We start from the raw sequence: 23,343 nt of genomic DNA on the forward strand, positions 1-23,343 counted from the left end.
CCTTCCAGATCAAAGGGAAGTCATCTACTTGCCGTTGGTCATTGTAATAGATGGGATATTTGATCATCTGCGATACGGCTTTTTGGTCGCTCTTGTCGACGGCAGCCTTGAATTTTGTCCAGAACGCTGCGAATCCGTCATCGCTCTTCGCCGCCAGCGCTGATCCCGCCGATATGAACAGACCAGCCAAAAACAGTCCCTTTGCGATCGCCGACCCGATCGAATTCATGATTGCCCCCGATGAATAATTTTTATTGCCTGTCGTTTGTAAGTTAGCCGACCTTACGAGCATGCTCAATCGGTTATGACTGCCTGTTGTCAGAACGGTCGATATCCGGGGAGGCGGACTCACAGTCGCCGTCACGCACCCCTTCGTCGATCAATTTAAGTGCCAACGCGACGGCAGTCGGGTGCGCTGTCATTATGCTATCCGTCGAGCGCGACTGAAACCCGACAGTCAGCAATCGGCCCATTACTCGCCCCTGAGTTGCCGCTATTAAGCGCAGAATGGGTGGCTCGCGGCAAGCTGGCAACCTCCATGTTACGGCGACGGGTGTAACTCGCGCGCGTCACCTGACAGTGTACCAAACGTGACGGTGGCGGTTGACCGTGACGAAGTCACAGAACATGCCTGCAATTCGGTCGTGCGTCGTAGCCCGATGCCCAACTAAGAAATGGACAGGATCTCGAGTTCGCGCTGCCCTAGCTGGACAACGTCGCCAACGGTTTTGCCAATCAATGCGATGGCAACCGATGAACCATGCGATATGGAAGCTTGAGACGGGTTGGCCTCATCCTCACCGACGATGCGGAAGGTCTGAGTGCGGCCATCATCACGCTCGAAGGTAACGGTGTGGCCGAAGGCGATCACTTCATTAGACGTCGGCACCGACATAAGCTGAGCCGTACGGACGCGTTCGGCATAATAGCGCATATCTCGAACCGGAACCGCCGACTGCCGTCGCCTCTCGTTGACATCTTCCAGCGCGTTAGCGGCCTCGAGAGCCTGCTGAGCGCGAGCCAATTCATCCTGCAGCATCTTGAGGCCCGCGTCCGTGACGAGGTTGATCCGACCGGAGATAGGGCGAGCCGGCAGGATGGTTTCCGATGCTGCCTCCGCGCTTTCCTCCTTGGCAAATGCTACGCTCAATTGGTCGGGACTCCGTGTCGAACACCGTCACCGGGGTGGATTCCGGCTCGTCCGCTTTTGATCAAAGACGGCAGAAATCTGTCGTCGGTGGCGGAACGCGACATGACCATGAGCAGACGCATCAAAACCAACCGCCCGCCGTCACCAGCTCTACGTCAGGCTCAGTCCTTTTTGAACTCGAATAGCTCGATGACGTTGCCCGATGGATCTTCGAGCAAGATGGCGCGACCGGCACCGCCGTCGCTGATTTCGCCGCGGAATCTTGCATCAGCCCGGCGCAACCGCTCAATAAGGACATCGACCTCGTTCGTAACGATCATAAATCGGTTCCACCCGCCTGGCTTCGGATCGCCGCCCGCCTGACCACCGCTCCCCGCACCTGGGGCGCTGAGATACAGCGTCAGGTCGTCGCGCAGCAGCGCAGCGAACTTGCCCGGATTGTGCATGTCGATCTTGAAATCGAGATTGTCTCGATAGAACGCGACCGCCTCGTCGACGTCCGCGACGATGTATCGGACGGATGCCATTCAACCTTCTCCTCTGTCTTGTAGCTACAACAGTCAACTCGCGCAAAGGTTTCCCTGTCGGTGGAGCCGAGTGCAGAAGCGGGCTGTCTGGATGTCAGCCGAAGTAGTCGGATGAGGGTTTTTGGACATAGGTCGTATTTCGGCGGTGTGTATGACACTCTATACGACCCACATTGGGTCGGCAGCGTAATGGCTGCTTTTGACAAGCCAGTACCAAAAGCAGACCGTCAACTTCCGGCCCACTTTCGGACGTTCGGAGGCGATGGCGAACACCTCCCGCACGAGGCCGAGCAAGAGGCAATCCGAGAAATGGTCGCGTTCCGGGCTCCGGAAAGCCCCCTGAGCGACATGGCCGACACTGCGCGCGGGCCGGAATGCGAAAATGGGGCCATGGTTCTGATCAGCAAGTTTTGGTAATGAGATCAACGGAAAAACGTGACAGCAGCATCAATTCCGTTCCCAAATCGCTTTCGCGAATTCGCCATACAGAGGGGCCCACGGACATTTTCCATAGTGGGAATAGTCTTCCAGGATTTCGGCTCCCGGTCCGATGTCATGAAGCGCTAAGCTTTGAAGTTTGGTTGGGTCGTCGACGGAGTTGGGGGTGAATGAATGGTTGGTGAATTGTGCTCCATCCAGGATCAAAATAAGCCGGTTAAGACCACTCGGGTAGTAGCTATAATGCAAAATGGCGTCCAGAAGCCCATTGACAAGAACGGTACGGGGCAAGGAGTCAATAGCTTCGTATTGATCTCGCTCTATCACCAGCACATCTTGCGAACGCGCCTGCCACCAAACTGTCCCCTTAGGGATGAGTCGTCTCGCGAACACACCCCAACCATGCAAGGCGCTAGCGCGAACTTCCGTCAGCTCGCTAAAAGGATTATGGGCAAAAACAATTTCGTTTTGCATCAGCAAACTCCTGCGTAACGGATGGTTCGTTGGACTCGGGAAATCGACGATGCGGCTCTACTATCGTAATTAGCATCTTGCTCCGAAGGGAAGGCTTGTGTGATGCATCATTACTGTATAGTCGCTTCGGTCGGGATCATGCCGTCGATAAACCGACGCCTCGGGTCAGAGGATCATGGGCAGCGCCCTTTGTCAAAGGCCGCTCCGCTTCACCTTCTGCTCTCTCGAGGTCAGCACCTGTTCCAGCCGCGCCCGTAGGTGCGGTGCACGTTCGAGCAGATATGAAAACTGTTCGCGCTGCAGCGATAGAAAGGTGCCTTGAGGTCAAAAGGTGACCACCAAGGCCGGCACGCGCCGCAATCGGTTCCCTCACCGCACTGCTCGACGTTGCCGTGCTGAAAAAAGGCACTGCGTCGGCGAGCGAAACAGTTGGGATCGATTGACCTGGACCACTGCCGAGGTCAGATGACGACGGCAGCGTTCAAGAGTAGTTGTCCGATTGCCTCGAAAGTTCGACGTTCGTATCGGGTCAAAAGCCGACAATTGGCTGGCGGGCCGCTCGTGCTGATGTTGTGGCTAATTAAACGGCGTCGAGCGATGGCGTTCCGAAACGTCCGCTTTGCGCCCGCCAATGGACATTCCGATTACCTGAAAATCACTGCAATCCGCGCGATTGGGCTGTAGAACTGGATTCCAGCAACCCACTCTTTGCTGACTTCGCTGTTTGCAGGTCATGGAGTTTCTGGTTCGCGGCACGCAGTCTTCCACCCAACACCCGGCAGATCTGCAGCAGAATACCCGGCCGCTGCCGGGCAAGGTCCTCGAAATGCGAACGCTCCAGCACAAGGCAGCTTGCGTACCCGACCGCAACTATATCCGCCGAGCGCTCACCTTCGCCGAACAGCGCCATCTCTCCGAACATCGAGCCGGGTTTCAGCGTTGCAAAGTCGGTGAAGCCCGAAGGACCGCGCTGTCTCACTTTGACTTCGCCTTCAAGGAGGACAAAAAGCTCCTCGCCATGCGCGCCCTGCTTGACGATAACCTCGTCGGATAGGTAGTCGGTGCGCTTCATGACCTGTTGCACTGCATACAAATCGTCGAGCGAGCAGCTTTCGAAAATTGGCACATTGCGCAGGAAAAGCAGGCGGTCGAGCAAACCGTGTTCGGCATTCGGCATATCGGACTCCAATGATCGTGCAGCCACAGCGGCCCGGCGTAGCCAGGGCAACGAGGAGGTGCTCATGGCATCGAGCACGGTTTTGATAGGGAGGGTCTTGCCACGCTTGGCCGTATCACCGTCAAGCAGTGGGATGAGCGGCGTCACCAACCGCCGCTGGTCGACGGCGGTAATTGCCTCTGCCGCGCGAGCACGCATACGCTCGTCGCGGGCGCTCAGGAAGCGCCGGATATAGCTGACCGTCTGTTTGTGGCCGAGGGCAGCAAGCGTCACCAGGACCTCGTCGATCGCGGCCTGATTGGCCTCTGCCATTGCAATTCTGGCGATCGCAGCCCAGGCGAGGTTGCTGTCGGGCACTGCCTGACGCCATTGGCGATACCTGTCAATACGGGGGAAGGCATCTTTCTGCAGATAGCTGAACAGGGCTTCGGTGGCGCCTACGTGGCCGAGCACCTCGATGACGGCGAGGCGGACGGATGGATTCTCGTCTCGCAGCATAGGCAATACCGCTGCCACGGAATCCTTGCGGGCGACCAATGCCGCGATTGCGACGCGGCGTACCGATTCATCCCGATCCGTCAGCCCGACAGCGATACGCTTCGCCGGCCAGCCTCCTCGCACCGCCAGTTGATAACCAATCACTCGTCGTCCCGTGTCGTTGGAACGGACGGCTTCCTCGAGCAGGTCCTGGGGCAGACCAGTACTCCCGGGCTTGGAATAAGGCAGGGCAGCGATCGTCTTGACTATGACCTCTTCAAGCGAAGCATGATTGCGAATGATGCTGACGAGCATCGGCGTGAACGCGTCGTCGCACCGCGCGGCGGCGATCGGCAGCAGTGCCGTGGCTACCTCCAATTGAGACTGGGCCATCGTTACGAGCGCTTGCGCCGCTTCCGGCGATTTGCCGAGGCGTGCAGCCAAATCGAGCGCGATCATCACCGGTCCCTGATCCCGATCCTCGGGCAGGGATCGCCCCACTGCCACAAGGTACTGGGCGATGCGGACGCGGAGCACCGGTTCCGCATTGGGCCAGAGTGTCAGCAGATCTGCTGCATGCCGGTCGCCTCCACGAGCCAGGGCGATGACCGTTTCGTCGCCCGATGTCGTGAGTTTCTCGGTGATTGGTTCGAGGAATGGTCCTATCGAGGTATGGGCAACAATACGCAGAGCAAGTTCGGTCGCAGTTCTGTCCTGTCCACTTAGCATCACGACGAGGTCCGCACTGTTGCTCGCGGCGACGGCCGATGCTTCGCGTATCAGGAACTCGTCGCGATCGAGATCGACAGCCCCCTCTCGCAGTATCCCTACGAGCCCGCTGACATAGCGCCAGCCGATACTCCATCCGCATGCGAGGAAGCAGAGGCTAAGAACAACGCCGAGCACGCCGACACCGAAAAGACCTGCGAATTGCGCCACCACCCAGACCAGCAGCCCGGATATGGCCAATGCCATCGGATAGATCAGGCTGTCGTTGAAGGCGCGCAGCCGGCTTGCAAACCGCCCTGGAACTGCGTTGTAGTTGATTGCCGTGACCGGCGCATCGATATTCTTGGAAAGACCATCATAGACGACGTGCGCAAACATCGCGACCGGCAGCGCCGGACTGGCAAGCATGGCGATGAAGCTCACTCCGCACGCGGCTGGGAAAACAAGGTTCATGCGCGCGATGCCGAGCCGTTGCATCAACGGGCTGGTCAGCCACAACCCGATCGCCATGCCAACAAAATTCAGGGCGCCGCTCATCAGTCCGAAGAACTTGGCAAGCGACTGTTCGTCCGGAAAACTGTCGGTGTAGATGTTGAAAACCATATACTCAGCGATGCATTGCGTAACAATATTCAGGAAAAGTGCGGTTGAAAGCAGAATTGCTATTAAAAATCCCCGCATCATGCTGCCTATGCTGCGAAGGTTTTCAAGTATTCCGGACTCTCCCTGCTCCTCCCTTTCGCCCGCCGGCTTCCAGCGGAGAGACAGCCAGGCCAGATGCGCGAGGCAGAGGCACAGTATCAGCGGCATGCCGAAGAGCAGCCAGAAGGGCGATACGAAACCTGCAAGCAAGCCGGCGAGGCTGCCACCCACCATGCCCCCTGCGGACAGGGCGACAGCGACACGCGTCGAATAGCGCGTCATTTCGCGCGCAGTCAGATAGTCGATCAACACCACTTGGAAGACGCTGTAGAGCAGCGACTCCAACACGCTGATTCCTGCGTAGAGCGCATAGTCCGCTGCCGTACCGCCAAACCCGCTGGCGAGGATCAACAATGCTGTCATCACAATGACGGCGACCATGAACCGCTGCAGCAGGACAACACGGCTGCCGCGGTCGATCATCCGGGCATAGACAACCCACGCGGGAATCGAGACGAGAGCGAACACCATGTAGTAAATCGCGACCCCCTCGCCGCCTTGAGTCGATAGAAACCGGGCAGCCGCCAAGGAGGAACCGAAGGTGTTTGCGGTCGCGAGCAGGAAGGCGCTCAGTACGAGATGCCCGATGCGATCGTTGGGAATCGGCAGCCTGCGAAGCCAGCGAAGGAGCATTTCAATTCCCGAGGGGGCACTCATGGGTTGGCCACTCGAAATCTTTTCCGCCTTGGTCAAACGTCGCATTCACGAATAGCTAAGTTGCGCCAATAGGGTCTCTTGGAACCAGACCATTTCATTGGCGCGAAGGATAGTGCCTTGCGGTAGAAGCGCTCCCAGAACGCACGACGGGAACCGGTGACCGGCAAATGTCACCTTTGGGTCACTCACGACATCGGAACTTGGGAGTTGAACGTCCGCTATCAGCCTTCCTACACCACAAGCGGACCTACTGCTTCCGGCCCCAAGGTTGCCAGTCAGCAGCGCGCATTTGCAGCCAAGTGGAATCACTTGGCGTCGCAGAAATGCGTCTAGGACAAATGGATGGAGGGGGATGCCCAGTTCAATCTGAACGTATCCCGCTCACGCCGGCCGGCGATAGGCCTGGACTTCGCCCGGCTCGCTCAGGCTTTGCAGGGTGCCGGGTGCGGCGCCGCCGATCCAGCCCAGCACCGAGCGGGCGAGTTCGGCGCCGGCCAGCCGGAAGTTCTCGTTGACGACCAGCAATTCGCTGCGAAACAGGTGCAGCAGCTCCGACGATTGTTTGGACACCACATCGACATCGCGGCCAAGCTTGAGGCCGGCGTCTTCGATGCCGGCGACGATGGCGAGCGTCGCGGCGGCGGCGCTGCTGATGAAACCGTCCGGCCTGACGTCGCGGCGCATCAGCTGCGCGGTCCGCATTCTGATCTGCTCGATCGAATGATCGATCGAAACGGTGTTGAACGGGACCTCGCTGGCGCCGACCTCGCTCAGCGCATCGGCAAAGCCGGCGAGCGTGTGGCCGTGATAGGTCAGCTCGACCGGCGGCGCCAGCAGCGCCAGCCGGCGGCGGCCGAGGCCGGCCAGATGGCGCACTGCCTCGGCTGCGAAAGCGTAATTGTCGAAATCATGATAGGGATGGATCAGCCCCATATCGGTGCGGCCATGCGTGGCAAAGGGGATGCCGCGCTCCAGCATATAACGGGCCCTCGGATCGTTCGGCTGCGTGCGCGAAATGATGACGCCGTCGGCTGAACCGGTTTCCACGAGGTAGCGGATCGGGTCGAGCGGATCCTGCGAGCGCGAGTAGGGCGTCACGATCAAATGATAGGGCGTGTCGGCGATGACTTCCGAAACGCCGTAGATGATATCCGAGACGAAGCTCATGATCTCGTGCTCGGTGTTGAGCACCAGGCTGATGACATTGGTCTTGCCGGTGCGCAGGCGTACGCCGGCACGGTTGGGCCGATAACCGATCTGCTTGGCGACAAGCTGGACACGCCGCCTGGTCTCGGCGCCGATCTCGGGCGCGTCCTTCAGCGCACGCGACACAGTGGTGACGCCCAGCCCGGTCATGAAGGCGAGCGTCTTCAGTGTCGGCCGGCCCTGGCCCGACGCCTCGTCGGCCGTCTCTTTTTGATGCCTGTTCATTCATCCCGCCCCGTCAGGCGCATAACAGTTGCCGGACAGGCCGGCAATCGGCCGGCCGCGGGTTCGCCGCGGCCCCTCACCGAATGAAACCGCTATATACTGAAACGTTACAGATTGTCACGCATCGCCATAATCACTGGTGACAGATGCAAAACGAGCGGTGCTGCAATCGGCGCAAAACAGCGATTGGAACGGGCTTTTCCGGTTTTTTGGCGTCGCAGCATTCTATTTCGCAGTGCAACCCCTCTTGTTGCGGCGCGGTAGGCCGGCGAGCCGCGCGATTTTATTCGTGCTTCGAAAAAACTTGATGCCACCTTCGCCTGAGGGGTTGCGCGCCTCAAGCAATTGCCGTATCGAAAATCTGTAACGTTTCAGGTTCTGGGAGGAACGAAATGCGATACCAACTCATGACTGCTGCGCTGGCTGCGACGGTCGCGCTGCAATTCGCCGGCCCGGCGGCCGCGACGGATCTGGAAGTCACCCATTGGTGGACCTCCGGCGGCGAGGCGGCAGCGGTCGCCGAACTCGCCAAGGCTTTCGACGCAACGGGCAATCATTGGGTGGACGGCGCTATCGCCGGCTCCGGCGGCACGGCGCGGCCGATCATGATCAGCCGCATCACCGGCGGCGACCCGATGGGTGCGACCCAGTTCAATCACGGCCGGCAGGCGGAAGAATTGGTGCAGGCCGGGCTGATGCGCGACCTCACCGATCTCGCCACCAAGGAAAAGTGGACGGAAATCGTGCAGCCGAAGAGCCTGCTCGACGGCTGTACCCTCGACGGCAAGATCTATTGCGTGCCGGTCAACATCCACTCCTGGCAGTGGCTGTGGCTGTCGAACGCCGCCTTCGAAAAGGCCGGCGTGCCGGTGCCGAAGAACTGGAACGAATATGTCGCTGCGGCGCCTGCGCTTGAAAAAGCAGGCATCCAGCCGCTCGCGGTCGGCGGCCAGCCCTGGCAAACCTCCGGCGCTTTCGACGTGCTGCTTGCGGCGGTCGGCGGCACCGACGCCTTCCTCAAGGTCTACAAGGACAAGGACGCCGAATTCGCCGCCGGGCCCGAAGTCGCCAAGGTCTTCAAGGCCGCGGACGACGCCCGCAAGATGGCGAAGAACACCAATGTGCAGGACTGGAACCAGGCCACCAATCTGGTTATCACCGGCAAGGCCGGCGGCCAGATCATGGGTGACTGGGCGCAGGGCGAGTTCCAGGTTGCCGGCCAGACCGCCGGCAAGGACTATACTTGCCTTCCGGGCCTCGGCCTCAACGAGATGATCGCCACCGGCGGCGACGCTTTCTACTTCCCGCTGCTGAAGGATCCCGAAAAATCGAAGGCGCAGGAAGTGCTGGCCCACACGCTGCTCGATCCCAAGACGCAGGTCGCCTTCAATCTCAAGAAAGGTTCGCTGCCGGTGCGCGGCGACGTCGACCTCAAGGCGGCGAACGACTGCATGAAGAAGGGGCTCGAAATTCTCGCCAAGGGCAATGTCATGCCCTGGACCGACCAGCTGCTTTCGCAGGATACGCAGAAGCAGAAGGAGGATCTGTTCTCCGAGTTCTTCGCTAAGCAGGACATGACCGTGGAAGATGCGCAGAAGCGCTTCGCCGCTATCGTCGGTTCGGCCGATTGAGCGATCGACCAACCGCCTCACTCCCGCCCCTGCAAACGCAGGGTCGGGAGCTCGGGTCAAGACCTCTTGACCCTCCGGCCCTTACCCGATCCAGCCCGGCTGTGCAGATGAGCAAGAGCGAACGCCCTAGCCAACTCTTTCGCAACCTCAATGCGAAAATCGCCTCGATCCCAATGATCTTCACCGCGCTGGTGATTTTTGTCGGCGGCACCGTCTGGACGGTGCTGTATTCCTTTACAAATTCCAAGCTGCTGCCGCGGCTGCACTTCGTCGGGCTCGACCAGTATTACCGGCTGTGGGCAACCCCGCGCTGGCTGATCTCGATCGAGAACCTGCTGATCTACGGCGTGCTGTCGCTGGTGTTCTCGCTGGTGATCGGCTTCCTGCTTGCTGCCTTGCTCGACCAGAAGATCCGGTTCGAGGACACGTTCCGGACCATTTTCCTTTATCCCTTCGCCCTGTCCTTCATCGTCACCGGTCTCGTCTGGCAATGGCTGCTCAACCCGGAATTCGGTATCCAGGGAGTGGTGCGCAGCCTCGGCTGGACGAGCTTCAGCTTCAATCCGCTCTATGATTCCAGCATCGTCATCTACGGCATATTGATCGCCGCTCTCTGGCAAGGCACCGGGCTCATCATGTGCCTGATGCTGGCGGGCTTGCGCGGCATCGACGAGGATATCTGGAAGGCCGCGCGGGTAGACGGGATACCGACTTGGAAGACCTATCTGTTCATCATCATACCGATGATGCGGCCGGTCTTCATCACCACGCTGGTCATCGTCGCCTCCAATATCGTTCGCGTCTACGACCTTGTCGTCGCCCAGACCAGCGGCGGGCCCGGCATCGCCTCCGAAGTCCCGGCCAAATATGTCTATGATTACATGTTCTTCGCCCAGAACCTCGGCCAGGGGTTCGCCGCCTCGACGATGATGCTGCTGTCGGTGATCATCGTCATCGTGCCGTGGGCCTATCTCGAGTTCGGAGGCAAGAAGCGTGTCTGACCAAGCCGTTTCATTGCCTGCCATCACCGGCGGGCTAGAAGCCTACGGGCCGAGCGGACCGAAGCCGCGCCACACATTCTCGCGCCGTAACATCTTCCTCTACGGCACGCTGATCGTGGTCGCGCTCTACTATCTTTTGCCGCTCTACGTGATGGTGGTGACATCGCTCAAAGGCATGCCCGAGATACGCCTCGGCAACATCTTCTCGCCGCCGATGGAGATCACCTTCGAGCCATGGGTCAAGGCCTGGTCGAGCGCCTGCACCGGGCTCAACTGCGACGGGCTGTCGCGTGGTTTCTGGAATTCGGTGCGCATCACCATCCCGTCGGTGATCCTGTCGATCGCACTCGCCTCGGTGAACGGTTATGCGCTTGCCAACTGGCGCTTCAAAGGGGCCGACACTTTCTTCATCATCCTGATCGTCGGCGCCTTCATCCCCTATCAGGTGATGATCTATCCGATCGTCATCATCCTGCGCGAGGTCGGCCTTTACGGCAGCCTCAGCGGCCTAGTGATCGTCCATTCCATCTTCGGCATGCCGATCCTCACACTCTTGTTCCGCAACTACTTTACCTCCATGCCGGAGGAGCTGTTCCGGGCAGCGCGTGTCGACGGCGCCGGCTTCTGGGGCATTTATTTCCGCATCATGCTGCCGATGTCGCTGCCGATCTTCGTCGTCGCCATCATCCTGCAGGTGACCGGCATCTGGAACGACTTCCTGTTCGGCGTCGTCTACACCCGCCCCGACACCTATCCGATGACGGTGCAGCTCAACAACATCGTCAACTCGGTACAAGGCGTGAAGGAATACAACGTCAACATGGCAGCCACCATCCTGACCGGCCTGGTGCCGCTGATCGTCTATTTCCTGTCCGGAAAATTGTTTGTGCGCGGCATCGCCGCCGGCGCCGTGAAAGGATGATGGCGATGAACGCAAACGGCAGCATTGCGGTAAACGGCAGCAAGGGGGCAAACGGCACCAGCGTCTCGATCCAGAACCTGTCGCTGAATTTCGGCGCGATATCGGTGCTGCAGACGCTCAACCTCGATGTCGCCGAAGGCGAGTTCATCGTGCTGCTCGGCCCGTCCGGCTGCGGCAAGTCGACCCTGCTCAACTGCATTGCCGGGCTGCTCGACGTTTCCGAAGGCCGCATCTTCATCAAGGGCAAGAACGTCACCTGGGAAGAGCCCAAGGATCGCGGCATCGGCATGGTGTTCCAGTCCTACGCGCTCTATCCGCAGATGACGGTGGAGAAGAACCTGTCGTTCGGGCTGCGCGTTGCCGGCCTCGCCAAGGACGAGATCGCCAAGCGCATCGCCCGGGCTGCCGAGATCCTGCAGATCGAACCGCTCTTGCATCGCAAGCCGGCGGCCCTGTCCGGTGGCCAGCGCCAGCGCGTGGCGATCGGGCGTGCACTTGTCCGCGACGTCGATGTCTTTCTGTTCGACGAGCCGCTCTCCAACCTCGACGCCAAGCTGCGCGCGGAATTGCGCGTCGAAATCAAGCTGCTGCATCGCAAGCTCGAGAACACCATGATCTACGTCACCCACGACCAGATCGAGGCGATGACGCTGGCCGACCGCATCGCGGTGATGAAGGGCGGCGTCATCCAGCAGCTCGATGCACCGCAGACCATCTATAACCGGCCGGTCAACCGGTTTGTCGCCGGCTTCCTCGGCTCGCCGGCAATGAACTTCCTCGACGGCAGGCTGGAGCAGGCGGCAGGCGACTGGCACTTTGTCGCCGAGGATGTGCGGATACCGCTTGCCACCTATGCTTTCGAGAAGGACCCGGTGCCAGGGCCGGCCGTGTTCGGCATCCGCCCCGAGCACGTGGCGTTCAACAGCGGCACGGGATGGCCGTTCGCAGCCACGGCAAATGTCGAAGTCGTCGAGCCCATGGGTTCCGACACGCTGGTCTGGCTGAAGCTCGGCGGCCAGAATTTCACGGTACGGGTGACAGCCGAGCGCACGCCAAACAACGCCGAGGCGGTCGGCATCGGTTTTGATCCGATGCGCGCTTCGCTTTTCGACGCCGCCACCGGCAGCCGCCTCTAGAGCATGATTTAGCCTCGCAAGACTCTTCCATTCCCCCCCAAGACTCATCCCCCAAGACTCTCATCCCCCCAAGACTAACCATCCACAAGAAAACGGACAGAGACGATGAACTGGTCATTCCAACTTTACAGCGCCCGCAATTTCCAGCCCTGGGAGGGCGTGCTCAAAATGCTGGGCGAGCTTGGTTACAGCCAAGTCGAAGGGTTCGGCGGCGTCTATGACGATCCCAAGGCGTTCCGTGCCGAGCTCGACAAGAACGGGCTCGCCATGCCGACCGGGCATTTCTCGATCGACGCGCTCGAGAAGGATTTCGACGGCGTGCGCAGGACGGCCGACGCGCTCGGCATCACGCTGCTCATCTGCCCCTTCCTGAACGCCGAGTTAAGGCCGGCCGACGCGGCCGGCTGGCGCGGCTTCGGCGAACGCCTGGCCAAGGTCGGCGAGACGGCCAAGAAAGCCGGCTATGGCTTTGCCTGGCACAACCATGATTTCGAGTTCAAGGCGCTTGCCGACGGCTCGGTGCCGCAGGACCATATCCTGTCCTCGGCGCCCGACATCGGCTGGGAGATGGATGTCGCCTGGGTGGTGCGCGGCGGCGTCGATCCGCTGCCCTGGATCGAGAAGCACGGCAAGCGCATCGTCGCCGTCCATGTCAAGGACTTGGCCAAGCCGGGCGAGGGCCTCGACGAGGACGGCTGGTCGGATGTCGGCCACGGCACCATCGACTGGCCCGGCCTGATCAGGGCGCTGCGCGCCAAAAGCGCCGCAAAATACTACGTCATGGAACAGGACAATCCCAACGATATCGAGCGCTTCGCCCGCCGCTCGATCGCAGCTGCCAAGACCTATTAGGAGCACACCAGCATGGCAACAAAACTTGGCATCGGCGTCATCGGCTGCGGCAACATCTCGAAGGCGTATTTCTCGCTGGCGCCGCTGTTTCGCGGCATCGAGATGCGCGCCTGCGCCGACATCAACAAGGAGGCGGCGAAAGCGCGGGCAAAAGAGTTCAAGCTACGCGCCGAAACCGTCGAGGGGCTGCTCAAGGCCGACGATATCGACATCATCGTCAACCTGACCATTCCGGCGGTGCATTACGAGGTGTCGAAGCAGATCCTCGACGCCGGCAAGCACGTCTATTCGGAGAAGCCCTTCGTGCTGTCGGTCAAGGAAGGGCTCGACCTGAAGAAACGCGCGGAAAACAAAGGGCTGCGCATCGGCTCGGCCCCCGACACCTTCCTCGGCGGCGCGCACCAGCTTGTCCGCGACCTGATCGACACCGGCAGGCTCGGCAGGATCACCAGCGGCACCTGTCATGTGATGAGCCATGGCATGGAGCATTGGCACCCCAATCCGGACTTCTTCTTCCAGCCGGGCGCCGGGCCGGTGCTCGATATCGGACCCTATTACATCACCAACCTGATCCAGCTGATCGGGCCGGTGAAGCAGGTCGCGGCTTTCGCTTCGATCCCGATGACGGAACGCATCATCAGCTCGAAGCCGCGCGCCGGCGAAAAGATCCCGGTCTCCACGCCGACGACGATCCACGGCGTGCTGGAATTCGAGAACGGCGCCGTTGTGACGCTCAACACCAGCTGGGATGTCTGGAGCCACGGCCACGCGCCGATGGAGCTCTATGGCGAGGCAGGCACGGTGTTCGTGCCGGATCCGAACTTCTTCGGCGGTGAAGTGCGCTACACCGAAGCCGCCAAGCCGGTGAAGAAGCTGCCGAAATGGGGGCATCCGTTCGGCGTGCCCAACGAGATGCATTCGCACGGGATGATGGCCAACTACCGCACCGCCGGCCTTGCCGACATGGCGATCGCGATCAGGGAAGGCCGGCCGCACCGCTGCTCGATGGAACTGGCGCTGCATGCAGTCGACGTCATGACCGGCCTGTTGCGCTCGGGCGAGACCGGAAAGTTCGTTGCCATGCAGACCAGCTGCGAGCGGCCCGCGGCACTCGGCGTCAAGGCGGCGAAGGAGCTGCTGGCGAAGAAGAAAACCAAGTAGGCGGCGCACCTCCCAAGCACCGCAAAAAGCCTCTCCCCGTTTGCGCGGGGAGAGGCTAAGGGTGGCAAGCTCGACTGCCCCACCGTCGCGGCGGCAGCCGTCGGGCTCGTTTCGATTTGAGGATTTCCCATGCCGTATGTCCCCGCCGAAAACCGCTACGAAAAGATGGTCTACAATCGCTGCGGGCGCTCCGGCCTGAAGCTGCCGGCGATCTCGCTTGGGCTGTGGCACAATTTCGGCGACGACACGCCGCATAGAACCAAGCAGGCAATCACGCGCAAGGCGTTCGATCTCGGCATCACGCATTTCGACCTCGCCAACAATTACGGCCCGCCGCCCGGCTCGGCGGAGCGGGCCTTCGGCGAGATCCTGCGGACTGACTTTGCCGGCTATCGCGACGAGCTGATCATCTCGACTAAGGCCGGCTATGAAATGTGGGCAGGACCTTACGGCGAATGGGGCGGCCGCAAATATGTGCTGGCCAGCCTCGACCAGAGTCTCAAGCGGATGGGGCTCGACTATGTCGACATCTTCTATTCGCACCGCTTCGACCCCGACACCCCGCTGGAGGAAACGATTGGCGCGCTCGATCACGCGGTCCGCTCGGGCAAGGCGCTCTATGCCGGCATTTCCTCCTATAATTCGCAGCGCACTCGCGAGGCCGCCGACATATTGAAGCAGCTCGGCACGCCTTGCGTGATCCATCAGCCGAGCTATTCGATGCTCAATCGCTGGGTCGAGGATGATGGCCTGCTCGATACGCTGGAGGGGCTTGGCGTCGGCTCGATCGTGTTCTCGCCGCTGGCGCAAGGCATGCTGACCGACAAATATCTCGGCGGCATCCCCGATGGCAGCCGCGCCAGCCAGGGCAAGTCGCTGCGCCCGGCATTCATCAACGACAAATCGATCGCCAATATCGAGGCGCTGCACGTCATCGCCCGTCGCCGCGGCCAGACGCTGGCGCAGATGGCGCTGGCCTGGGTGCTGCGCCGGGGCAGGGTGACGTCGGCGCTGATCGGCGCCAGCCGGCCGGAACAGGTCGTGGATTGCGTCGGCGCGCTTGAGGCGCTCGACTTCAGCGATGCCGAGCTCGCCGAGATCGACACCTTTGCCCGCGAGTCGGACATCAACCTCTGGGCGGCATCGGCCGAACGCAAGGGGCCGCCGAGGAAGTAGGCGACTCCCGGTCCGCGGGTCCGTTTCCATTCGAAAAGGCGCGGCAGTGCAAACTGATAGCCGTCTTCGACACGGTGGCCAGCGGCTAACTTTCGGCTGCCTTGAGGTTCCGCGCGGCTTCCTCGAGTGTTGCCCTGTCGTTGCCAAGCCTGTCGATCAGCTCTTGCGCCTGATCACCGGTTATCCCGGTGCGCATCGCCAGCGCCTCGACCGTCAGAACGTCGGAACTGGCGATCGTTCCAGCAGGAGCCTGGCCGGTCGTCGTCTCATCGTAGCCAAGCTCTTGCTTCGCCTGCTGCCAATGACGCTCATGCGCGCCATCCGGGCGGCCCTCGCGCAGCCAGATTTCATAGGCTCGCTGCCGAATTTTTTCATGCCGATCGTTGTCCATGACGGTTCCTCCCTTGTGGCGTTTTCACCAACGCGGGGAGCGCCGGAACGATCCTATGTTCAAGCCGATTTCGCACACATGCCGGACAAAACCCGGTCTCTCATCGAACAAACACCGGACAGACGCGTTTTGCAGAGGAACCTAGATAGCGGGCCGGCCGTTGAGCCGAACCTGAGCAAAGGAGATTACCATGGCCGACGAACCGAACGAATCCGCAACACCGAAGATGACTCAACGTGAAGCTCAGGAAGCCCTGGAGAAGCAGGTCGCGCAGCTGAGGCGCGAGATCAGCAAGATCAATCGGACCTTGGCCGAACGCGCGGAAGAGGCGATCGAAGACGCCGGCGGCTGGTATGACAACGCTGCTGAGCGCGCCTCTCGGACGGCACAAGCCCTCCGCAACAGGGCGCAAACGGTGTCGGGGGTTGTCCAGGAGAATCCTGGCACAATATCGTCCGCATTCATGCTCGGAGCGGCAGTAGGGGCGCTACTGGGCCTCACCTTGGCCGCCACAGACCAGCGCCGCGATCGCTGGTTCTAGTCCCGACCTAAGATTTCCCGGACAAAACGGCGGGATTGCTCCCGCCGTCATTCAGCAAGTGACGCCGGTCAGGGCGTGGCCGGCTTCTGGGCCGTGCCGAGGGCTTTGGGCGCTGCGGGTACGGGCGCTGCCGTCTTCATCTTCTCCTCGATCCAGCCGGTGTAATTCGCCAGCCGCGTGTAGATGCCGTAGGCGTTCTTGTGGCCGCAGGCGGTGCTGCCGTCGGCCGGACCTTCGCCCCAGCTGACGACGCCGACCTGCACCGGACCATCGGCGCCAGTCATGAACAGCGGTCCGCCGCTGTCGCCATTGCAGGCGTCGCGCTCGCCGCTTGCGGTGCCGGCGCAGATCATGTTGCCGGTCAGCGGATCGGCCATGTCAGCTGCAATCGCGTTGGCGGCTGCCTCGATGCCCCTTTCCGAGTAACGCATGCGGCGGGCGAGCTCGCCGAGCGCAGCCTTCAAATCATGCGCATAAATCGCCTTGATGCCGCTGTTGCAGGTTGCGTTCGGCTGGAGGTCCAGGTCGGCGACCATCAGCGCGGTGGGAAATGTTCCGTCCTGCATCTTGCCCCAACCGATGACCGTCGTCTTGCCGGCGTCGGGGGTCGGCTCACGCGCAATTTTGATGGTCGGGGCATCGGCCGGCTCGGCCAGCCGGATCAAGCCGAGATCGTTGTCCAGCGTCTGCTCGCTATAGCCCTCGTTGACGATGATCTCCACCGCCTTGTAGCGCTTGCCCTCGCTGAGATCGGTGGCGCCGGTGAGCACGGTGACCATATCAGGCGAAATCGGCTCGTCGTCGTCATTGAGGCAGTGCGCCGCCGTCAGCACCCATTGCGGCGCGATCAGGCTGCCGCCGCAGAACTGCGCATTCGCCTGCGAGGCCGGGCTTTTGTCCAGTTTGCCGGTGGTCAGCAACGCCACCTGGAACGGGTAAGCGCCCGTCTCGGCCTCTTTGCCGCCGTAGACGCGATCGGCGCCGTCGGGGTTCTCCGCCCTGGCCTTTGCCCTGGCCTCGGCCACGCGTTTCATCGGCGAGATCGCCGCCTCCGGCCGGGCGGCCGTGTTCCCGGCATGAACGGAATTGACGACCGGCACGACCGCCGCGATGCCAAGCAGCGCGGCGGCGGCAATCGGTCTGAACCTATGGATGATCTTCACCTCGAACCCCCTGAGACGATGTTCCGACAGGTCAGTCGCCGACGCATGATCCACTGAAATGGAACCGGCCGGTGAGATCATGCTCCACGGCGAAGCACGATCCGTCACAAAGCCGAGCACCATTTCTGCTAGTCGTGCTGTCGAGCCAAACCCGCCCAAAATCCTATAGCCCGCCACGGGCTATGTGGAAGCAATTTGTCGTTGCCAATGTTGGATTATTTTAGGCAGTATACCGTTGCAGGCATTTTTGGCGGGGACCTAAACTGGCTGCACTGAATAATGGCCCGGTAAAGGCACCGGTAACCAATTTCATTTTTCTGCGCCACCACGATCTCGACAATATTTCTCTATCTTGATCCAGTCCTTGCTGACTTTTGGGAGAGTCTCACCATGACAAAACTGACACATAGCATTATTGCGTCCGCGTTGCTTTCCACCGCAATGTGGGCGGCTCCTGCCTTGGCTGCCGATCCAGGTTCCGCCAATGCCGGCAACGGCGAAAGCATGCGGGACGTGACATCGGGCGATTACAAGCCCGGCCGGGCGAAACCGATCGCCCCGCCGAAACTGACCGACGACGAGGCCAACCGCGCCGCGCCGCTCGCCGACGAAGCAACGGCCGTCAAATCCTATGGCATCGTCGGCCGCTCCGCCGATGGCAAGGACATCAAGATCGACCCGAACGAGACGCTGAAGGACCTTGTCATCAAGGAAATGAACGCGCCCGCCGACGGGCAGAAGTCCGACAATTCCGGGCTGGGCGGAGGCGAAGAGGCCGGCCGTCAGGTGTTCGGCGCGGACGACCGCGAGCAGATCAAGAATACCAAGACCTACCCGTTCACCGCGATCGGCTATCTCGAAGGCAAATCGAAGAGCGGCAGCTATGGCAGCTGCTCGGCGACGCTGATCGGCCCGCGCACGGTGCTCACCGCGGCGCACTGCCTCTACAGCCACGAAGACAAGGCCTGGCTGGACGACATCCTGTTCGTCCCGGCCCTCAATGGTAAGACCGCCGACGACGCACCATTCGGCGCCTTCACCTATGAAAGCGCCTATATCGTCCAGGGCTTCATCGATAACTACCAAGGCTTTTACGGCTCGGTCGTGCCGTGGGATCTCGGCATCGTCACCCTGAAGCAGGATGTCGGCACCAATCTCGGCTGGCTGGGCTATGCCAATTACGAGGATCTCGGCGATTTCACCGCCAACATCATCGGCTATCCCGGCGACAAGCCGATGGGCACGATGTGGAAGGCGACCTGCGAAGTGCACGCCGAAAACATCGCCACCGAGTATTTCCAGTACGACTGCGACACGTATCCAGGATCGAGCGGCAGCTCGGTCTATGCCTATGACAATGGCTCCAAGCAGCGCGTCATCACCGGCGTGAACGTGGCCGAGAGCCCGGATGCCAATACCGCCGTGCGCCTGAACGCCATCAACGTCCAGTGGATCAACAGCCTGTACAAATAGGCGTGCAGAATTTCGGCCGCGATCATCGCGGAAAACCAGCCGGCGGCGGAGCATTTCCGTCGCCGGCTTTCGCATTTTGGGGGATTATCTGGACCGGGCCGAGGCTGGCGCCTGGCGGACATAGTTCTCGATCGGCAGGGCGAAGGTCGGCGAGCCGGCCTTGCGCTCCTTGTCGATATAGCCGGCAAAATAGCTCCAGAACGAAGCGGCGTAGTCGCGGAAATAGGAGTCGGCGACCTCGCGCGAGCACAGCCTGCCTTCGACGCAGAAGGAAAGGCGGTTGAGAAAATAGACGATGCGGTCGAAATTATCGCTGAACTCGGCAAGCGGCATGTCGCCGCCAGTAGCGCTCATCGCTTCGATGCCGATGCGCTGTCTGAACACCTGTTCCTCGGTCGGCGTCGGATTGGCGCTGAGCAGATTGCCGTATTTGGCGTTGAGCGCCGCCAGGCGTTGCTTGAGGGCCCGTTGCGCCTGCTGGTAATCCTTGCTTTCCCAGAGCTCGACCAGCGACATCGTCTGTTCGACGCGCTTCTGCTCCTGGTTTGCCAGGAACTGGTAGACCGAAAAGATCAAGGTGAAGATGATCGCCAGGCGCACCAGCAATCCGGACCAGGCATAGACGAGCATGCGCCAGTCGCGATCGGTGAACGGGTTGGCCTCCTTCTTGACCTCGTGATTGCTTACCCACGGCAGGCCTTCGACGGTTTCCGGCAGTGACACCGGCTTCTTTTGCGGTACCGGCGCCGCTGCCTGCTGCGTTGCGTTGCCCCCCGCTCTCGTCATCCGCAGCTGTCCAGTTCTATGGTGGCGGACGGGTCGAGCACGATGCCCGGCGTCTCCAGCTTCTTCTTCAGGCAATCCAGCTGTGTGCGCGATACGATGAACTGCACGTCAGGCTCCACCTGCGCCTTGCCCGGCGACGGCAACGGTTCGACCACGCCGCGCGAGGTGCAGCTGCTGAGATCGACGACGACGGCGGTGCTGCCGGTTTTGGCGATCTGGTCGTACTGGTCGAGAAAGCAGCTCGCCAGCTCGGAGTTGATGACGACCTCCTTGGCGCAGAGGCCACAAGCCTCGTCCGCCGAGGCATTGGCGGCCAACAATAGCCCGGCGACAAGGCCGGCGGTTGTTGCGCGCCACGAAAATACGATCCTGTTCACGAACGCCTCATCCGTTCCGTTCGGCCGCCGACAGCGGCGGTCGAAGAATGTTCATTATCAGCCGATCAGGCAAGAGGCCCGGCCGGGCACTTGATCCCGCTTCAGGCGCGCGGCACCGTCTCCATCGGGAAGATCATCACGGCGCCCTTCGACCCCTTGTCGTCGGTGAGCCGCATGGCCGATCGCGTCGCCGGCGCCATGCCGATATCGGCCAGCATATCGGAGAAGCTTGGCTGTCCCAGTCCGCGCGTTACCGAGACAACGCCGTCTTGCGCCAGGAAGCTCAGATCCTGCTTCTCGCTCTGCGGCGGCGCTTCGGTCAAGACGGCGATCATGCGCTCCATACCGAAGCTGGTATCGGTGAATTTGAACAGGCCTTCCTCGAGCACGGCGCCTTCGGTCAGGCGCTCGGCAAGAAAATGCTGGATGGAATAGTCGGAGCCGACATAGAGCACGTTGATGTCGACCAGGTTGGTCGAGCTGTTCCTGGCCAGCACGTGCACCTGATCGTCTGGCGAAACACGCGGCACCGTCGACGGTTCGATCGGCTGCAGCGTGTCGCTGTCGAAACGCTTGATCCGGAACTCGACACTGACCTCTTCCGGCCGATAATCGGAAGCGGCGGCCAGCCTCGACAGGCCGATGGCGCGGAAGATTTTCGTCAGATTCCGGGCCGCGGCGTCGATCAACTTTTCGCGGCCATCCGGATGAATGACGATCATCAGCGGCTTGTTGCCGTCCTCGAGCGTCATGTCGCCCGAAGCCGGCAGGAACCACAGCGCCGGCGTGTCGGTGGCATCTTCTGCGGCTCCGGCAATGGCGTTCTCGCGCAGCACGGCGAGACGCAGATCTGCGCTCTTGCCCGGCTCGACCAGCGCGATGTGGAACCCTGAGCTTTCCCTGGCCGCCAGATCGTCGAGAACCGAGTTCACCAGCGCAGCCTCCTTCTCGAGGCCTTTGGTCGCCGCCGGCCGTGCAACCACGAGCTTGTAGTCGACGGCGAGCTCGGCCAGCCGCGCATAGGCATTGGCGGGGATGTCGGCCAGCTTGAGCGCCGGCTTACCGCCGAACTCGACCGGCTGGACCCGGCTTTCCAGGTTTTTCGCCGACTGCACCTGGAGATAGCCAAGCGCCTCGGACAGCGGCGACAGCGCCGAGGGCAATATTGCGAGCCTGCTGCCTGGGGTGAGGCGATGCAGCAGTCCGGCGCCGATCATGGCTTTGTCGTTCTCGACGACGATCGGCCATTGCATGACCGCGTCGGTCTTGTCGGTGCCGAAGACGCGCGCGTCGAGTTCCCCTTCGAACAGCGGCGTCGGCCGGGTGCGGCCGTCCGCCGAATATTGCTGCAGCACCGCCTGGCCGAGCTGGCGGTAGGTGATGTTGGGGTTCTCGGCCAGTTTCGACAGGATGGTGAAGGTGAACAGCCCGAAACGCGGCGCATCGGCCGTGCCCTTGGGCAGCGGCATCTCAGGCGTCGTCTCCACCGTCTGCGCCGCGTAGAAAGCGACCAATGTACCCTTGGTGGTCGGCTCGGCGCCGGTCGGCGTCAGCTTGAAAGCCGGCTTGCGCTGCCCGTCCTCGTCAAAGCCGCGCGGCGCGGCCGACGCAATCCCGTCATAGGCTTTCACCGCAGCCGCCCTGGCAGCGTCGTCGCCGCCGACCAGATCGGCGAACTCGACCTTGCGTTCCAGCTCGTCGTCGACCTCGGCGGCGCGCGTCGCCGTGCCGGAATGGCAGCAGTCGAACACGGCCCAGATAAAGGCGCCCTTGTCGCGGATGGCGTCGAGCGCGGCGCCGATCTCGTTGTCGACCAGCGCATTGGGCACGCCCTTGTCGCGGTTGATCCATTTATCGATGTCGGACGGCAAGAAAATCTCGTCGAGGCCGTCGGTCTCATCGCCCTTGTTTGCCGCCGGCTGCTGCGCGCCGTGACCGGACAGATGCAGGTAGACGAAATCGTCGCGCTGGACCTTGGCGGCAAGGTCGGCCAACGCCGCCTTGATCGCCGCATGTGTCGGCGGTCCGTTGGCGGCTTCGACATCCTTGGCGAGCAACGTGACGTTTTCGGCTGAAAACTTCACCGGCGCGGGCGTGTTCTTCAGGAGGTAATCGCGCACCAGGCCGGCATCGTTCTTCGGTCCGATCAGCCAGTTTTTCTTCGGCAGGTTCGGGTAATCGGTGCAGGCAACAAGCAGCGCATGGTAGGTGCGCGCCGCTGCGAATGCCGGAAACGGCACCAGGCCGGCAGCGGCCAGCGCGGACGTGCCGGCAAGCAGCGTCCGCCGCGTCACTTTGATCATGATTGCTTCCCCAAGCCCGATCGAATTTCCAAGCACGGCCAGCCTCGCCGACGATTTTGTCAGTATTTTGAATATGGCACCGCCGGCCAGCCGATCACCGGCTGCGAATAGAAACAGTAGCAAAAATGGCAGTTCGTCGCTATCTCAGTGGAAGTGGTCCGATCGCATGCGAAATGGCAGTGATCGGCACGAAGCGGGTTGGAACAGGATCATGGCGGCAAGGGATGTACTGACGAAGAACCAGCTTTGCGTTCTCGAGAAACTCGAGGCCGCCAGCGGCCCGCTCAGCGCCTATACGTTGCTCGACCAATTGCGCGAGCGCGGCTTTCGCGCGCCGCTGCAGGTCTACCGGGCGCTCGACACGCTGGTGAAATCCGGCTTCGTGCACAGGCTCGAAAGCCTCAATTCCTTCGTCGCCTGCGCCGAGCCGCACGACCACAGCCATTCGATGACGGCGTTTGCCATCTGCGACACCTGCGGCCAGGTGACCGAGTTCTCCGACCACGATGTCGGCCACCGGCTCGACGAATGGGTGCGCTCGACCGGCTTCGCCGCCAAGAAGGCGGTGATCGAATTCCGCGGGACTTGTGCGAAGTGTTTGGCCGAGGCGGCTTGAGGGCTTACTAAGCCGCGAGATGCTGGCGGGACAGCGCCCCCCTCTGTCCTGC

20 protein-coding genes and 1 pseudogene are annotated in these 23,343 nt (G+C 61.4%); 10 read left to right on the plus strand and 11 right to left on the minus strand.

Annotated elements, in window-relative coordinates:
* The 6 genes and pseudogenes from NKJ40_RS24650 to NKJ40_RS24675 form a co-directional block, all read right to left on the minus strand.
* Window positions 1-229, minus strand: a pseudogene (locus tag NKJ40_RS24650) (hypothetical protein); the annotation flags it as partial.
* A 438-nt stretch (window positions 230-667) separates the two neighbouring features.
* A complete protein-coding gene (gene greA, locus NKJ40_RS24655) occupies window positions 668-1,150 on the minus strand; it encodes a transcription elongation factor GreA (RefSeq protein WP_352468308.1) in 483 nt (160 codons plus the stop codon).
* A gap of 161 nt (window positions 1,151-1,311) precedes the next feature.
* A complete protein-coding gene (locus NKJ40_RS24660; protein ID WP_352468309.1) occupies window positions 1,312-1,677 on the minus strand; it encodes a VOC family protein in 366 nt (121 codons plus the stop codon).
* A 447-nt stretch (window positions 1,678-2,124) separates the two neighbouring features.
* Window positions 2,125-2,589 (minus strand): SET domain-containing protein-lysine N-methyltransferase, encoded by a 465-nt coding sequence (locus NKJ40_RS24665; RefSeq protein WP_128185026.1) that lies wholly within the window; start codon window positions 2,587-2,589, stop codon window positions 2,125-2,127.
* 655 nt (window positions 2,590-3,244) lie between these two features.
* Window positions 3,245-6,367: an MFS transporter gene (locus tag NKJ40_RS24670; RefSeq protein ID WP_352468310.1), complete on the minus strand. Its 3,123-nt coding sequence runs from the start codon at window positions 6,365-6,367 to the stop codon at window positions 3,245-3,247.
* 345 nt (window positions 6,368-6,712) lie between these two features.
* The gene (locus NKJ40_RS24675; RefSeq protein WP_352468311.1) at window positions 6,713-7,762 is read right to left on the minus strand and encodes a LacI family transcriptional regulator; all 1,050 of its coding nucleotides are present in this window, start codon (window positions 7,760-7,762) and stop codon (window positions 6,713-6,715) included.
* A gap of 392 nt (window positions 7,763-8,154) precedes the next feature.
* Between NKJ40_RS24675 and NKJ40_RS24680 the strand changes: the two genes are divergently transcribed.
* The 7 genes from NKJ40_RS24680 to mgrA all read left to right on the plus strand — a co-directional run bounded on the left by NKJ40_RS24680 (window position 8,155) and on the right by mgrA (window position 15,641).
* A complete protein-coding gene (locus tag NKJ40_RS24680) occupies window positions 8,155-9,393 on the plus strand; it encodes an ABC transporter substrate-binding protein (RefSeq protein WP_352468312.1) in 1,239 nt (412 codons plus the stop codon).
* A gap of 107 nt (window positions 9,394-9,500) precedes the next feature.
* Window positions 9,501-10,394 (plus strand): carbohydrate ABC transporter permease, encoded by an 894-nt coding sequence (locus NKJ40_RS24685; protein ID WP_352468313.1) that lies wholly within the window; start codon window positions 9,501-9,503, stop codon window positions 10,392-10,394.
* Window positions 10,387-11,316: a carbohydrate ABC transporter permease gene (locus NKJ40_RS24690; RefSeq protein WP_502903753.1), complete on the plus strand. Its 930-nt coding sequence runs from the start codon at window positions 10,387-10,389 to the stop codon at window positions 11,314-11,316. Before NKJ40_RS24685 ends, NKJ40_RS24690 begins: the two co-directional genes overlap by 8 nt.
* Window positions 11,317-11,321: 5 nt before the next feature.
* On the plus strand, window positions 11,322-12,452 hold the full coding sequence (locus NKJ40_RS24695) for an ABC transporter ATP-binding protein (RefSeq protein WP_352468314.1): 1,131 nt from the start codon (window positions 11,322-11,324) through the stop codon (window positions 12,450-12,452).
* A 105-nt stretch (window positions 12,453-12,557) separates the two neighbouring features.
* Window positions 12,558-13,304 carry a sugar phosphate isomerase/epimerase family protein gene (locus tag NKJ40_RS24700; RefSeq protein WP_352468315.1) on the plus strand — a complete coding sequence of 249 codons (747 nt, stop codon included), beginning with the start codon at window positions 12,558-12,560 and terminating at the stop codon, window positions 13,302-13,304.
* A 12-nt stretch (window positions 13,305-13,316) separates the two neighbouring features.
* Entirely contained in the window at window positions 13,317-14,465 is a 1,149-nt protein-coding gene (locus tag NKJ40_RS24705) for a Gfo/Idh/MocA family protein (protein ID WP_352468316.1), read from the plus strand.
* Window positions 14,466-14,594: 129 nt separating this feature from the next.
* Window positions 14,595-15,641, plus strand: a complete 1,047-nt coding sequence (gene mgrA, locus NKJ40_RS24710) for an L-glyceraldehyde 3-phosphate reductase (RefSeq protein WP_352468317.1) — start codon at window positions 14,595-14,597, stop codon at window positions 15,639-15,641.
* A gap of 85 nt (window positions 15,642-15,726) precedes the next feature.
* On the opposite strand, the gene NKJ40_RS24715 is transcribed toward mgrA, so the two are convergent.
* Window positions 15,727-16,032 carry a DUF2934 domain-containing protein gene (locus NKJ40_RS24715; RefSeq protein WP_352468318.1) on the minus strand — a complete coding sequence of 102 codons (306 nt, stop codon included), beginning with the start codon at window positions 16,030-16,032 and terminating at the stop codon, window positions 15,727-15,729.
* A gap of 190 nt (window positions 16,033-16,222) precedes the next feature.
* Between NKJ40_RS24715 and NKJ40_RS24720 the strand changes: the two genes are divergently transcribed.
* Window positions 16,223-16,573: a hypothetical protein gene (locus NKJ40_RS24720; protein WP_352468319.1), complete on the plus strand. Its 351-nt coding sequence runs from the start codon at window positions 16,223-16,225 to the stop codon at window positions 16,571-16,573.
* A 68-nt stretch (window positions 16,574-16,641) separates the two neighbouring features.
* Here NKJ40_RS24720 and NKJ40_RS24725 read toward each other — a convergent pair whose 3' ends face one another.
* Window positions 16,642-17,736: a S1 family serine peptidase gene (locus tag NKJ40_RS24725; RefSeq protein WP_352468320.1), complete on the minus strand. Its 1,095-nt coding sequence runs from the start codon at window positions 17,734-17,736 to the stop codon at window positions 16,642-16,644.
* Between the two features lie 390 nt (window positions 17,737-18,126).
* Between NKJ40_RS24725 and NKJ40_RS24730 the strand changes: the two genes are divergently transcribed.
* Window positions 18,127-19,209, plus strand: a complete 1,083-nt coding sequence (locus NKJ40_RS24730; protein ID WP_352468321.1) for a trypsin-like serine peptidase — start codon at window positions 18,127-18,129, stop codon at window positions 19,207-19,209.
* Between the two features lie 84 nt (window positions 19,210-19,293).
* On the opposite strand, the gene NKJ40_RS24735 is transcribed toward NKJ40_RS24730, so the two are convergent.
* The 3 genes from NKJ40_RS24735 to NKJ40_RS24745 all read right to left on the minus strand — a co-directional run bounded on the left by NKJ40_RS24735 (window position 19,294) and on the right by NKJ40_RS24745 (window position 22,675).
* Window positions 19,294-19,995 carry a DUF4760 domain-containing protein gene (locus NKJ40_RS24735; protein WP_352468322.1) on the minus strand — a complete coding sequence of 234 codons (702 nt, stop codon included), beginning with the start codon at window positions 19,993-19,995 and terminating at the stop codon, window positions 19,294-19,296.
* Window positions 19,992-20,372, minus strand: a complete 381-nt coding sequence (locus NKJ40_RS24740) for a hypothetical protein (RefSeq protein ID WP_352468323.1) — start codon at window positions 20,370-20,372, stop codon at window positions 19,992-19,994. The genes NKJ40_RS24735 and NKJ40_RS24740 overlap by 4 nt, the downstream gene beginning before the upstream one ends.
* Before the next feature lie 101 nt (window positions 20,373-20,473).
* Entirely contained in the window at window positions 20,474-22,675 is a 2,202-nt protein-coding gene (locus NKJ40_RS24745) for a caspase family protein (protein WP_352468324.1), read from the minus strand.
* Between the two features lie 211 nt (window positions 22,676-22,886).
* Between NKJ40_RS24745 and NKJ40_RS24750 the strand changes: the two genes are divergently transcribed.
* Window positions 22,887-23,291 (plus strand): Fur family transcriptional regulator, encoded by a 405-nt coding sequence (locus tag NKJ40_RS24750; protein WP_023675234.1) that lies wholly within the window; start codon window positions 22,887-22,889, stop codon window positions 23,289-23,291.
* Window positions 23,292-23,343: the final 52 nt, after the last annotated feature.

The organism is Mesorhizobium sp. M0119, from assembly GCF_040322615.1.
In the GTDB taxonomy this organism is placed as follows: Bacteria; Pseudomonadota; Alphaproteobacteria; order Rhizobiales; family Rhizobiaceae; genus Mesorhizobium.

Coding starts and splice junctions, on each gene's coding strand:
- NKJ40_RS24660 (WP_352468309.1), bottom strand. CDS start 1,677: ATGGCATCCGTCCGATACATCGTCGCGGACGTCGACGAGGCGGTCGCG.
- NKJ40_RS24665 (WP_128185026.1), bottom strand. CDS start 2,589: ATGCAAAACGAAATTGTTTTTGCCCATAATCCTTTTAGCGAGCTGACG.
- NKJ40_RS24675 (WP_352468311.1), bottom strand. CDS start 7,762: ATGAACAGGCATCAAAAAGAGACGGCCGACGAGGCGTCGGGCCAGGGC.
- NKJ40_RS24680 (WP_352468312.1), top strand. CDS start 8,155: ATGCGATACCAACTCATGACTGCTGCGCTGGCTGCGACGGTCGCGCTG.
- NKJ40_RS24685 (WP_352468313.1), top strand. CDS start 9,501: ATGAGCAAGAGCGAACGCCCTAGCCAACTCTTTCGCAACCTCAATGCG.
- NKJ40_RS24695 (WP_352468314.1), top strand. CDS start 11,322: ATGAACGCAAACGGCAGCATTGCGGTAAACGGCAGCAAGGGGGCAAAC.
- NKJ40_RS24700 (WP_352468315.1), top strand. CDS start 12,558: ATGAACTGGTCATTCCAACTTTACAGCGCCCGCAATTTCCAGCCCTGG.
- NKJ40_RS24705 (WP_352468316.1), top strand. CDS start 13,317: ATGGCAACAAAACTTGGCATCGGCGTCATCGGCTGCGGCAACATCTCG.
- mgrA (WP_352468317.1), top strand. CDS start 14,595: ATGCCGTATGTCCCCGCCGAAAACCGCTACGAAAAGATGGTCTACAAT.
- NKJ40_RS24715 (WP_352468318.1), bottom strand. CDS start 16,032: ATGGACAACGATCGGCATGAAAAAATTCGGCAGCGAGCCTATGAAATC.
- NKJ40_RS24720 (WP_352468319.1), top strand. CDS start 16,223: ATGGCCGACGAACCGAACGAATCCGCAACACCGAAGATGACTCAACGT.
- NKJ40_RS24730 (WP_352468321.1), top strand. CDS start 18,127: ATGACAAAACTGACACATAGCATTATTGCGTCCGCGTTGCTTTCCACC.
- NKJ40_RS24735 (WP_352468322.1), bottom strand. CDS start 19,995: ATGACGAGAGCGGGGGGCAACGCAACGCAGCAGGCAGCGGCGCCGGTA.
- NKJ40_RS24745 (WP_352468324.1), bottom strand. CDS start 22,675: ATGATCAAAGTGACGCGGCGGACGCTGCTTGCCGGCACGTCCGCGCTG.
- NKJ40_RS24750 (WP_023675234.1), top strand. CDS start 22,887: ATGGCGGCAAGGGATGTACTGACGAAGAACCAGCTTTGCGTTCTCGAG.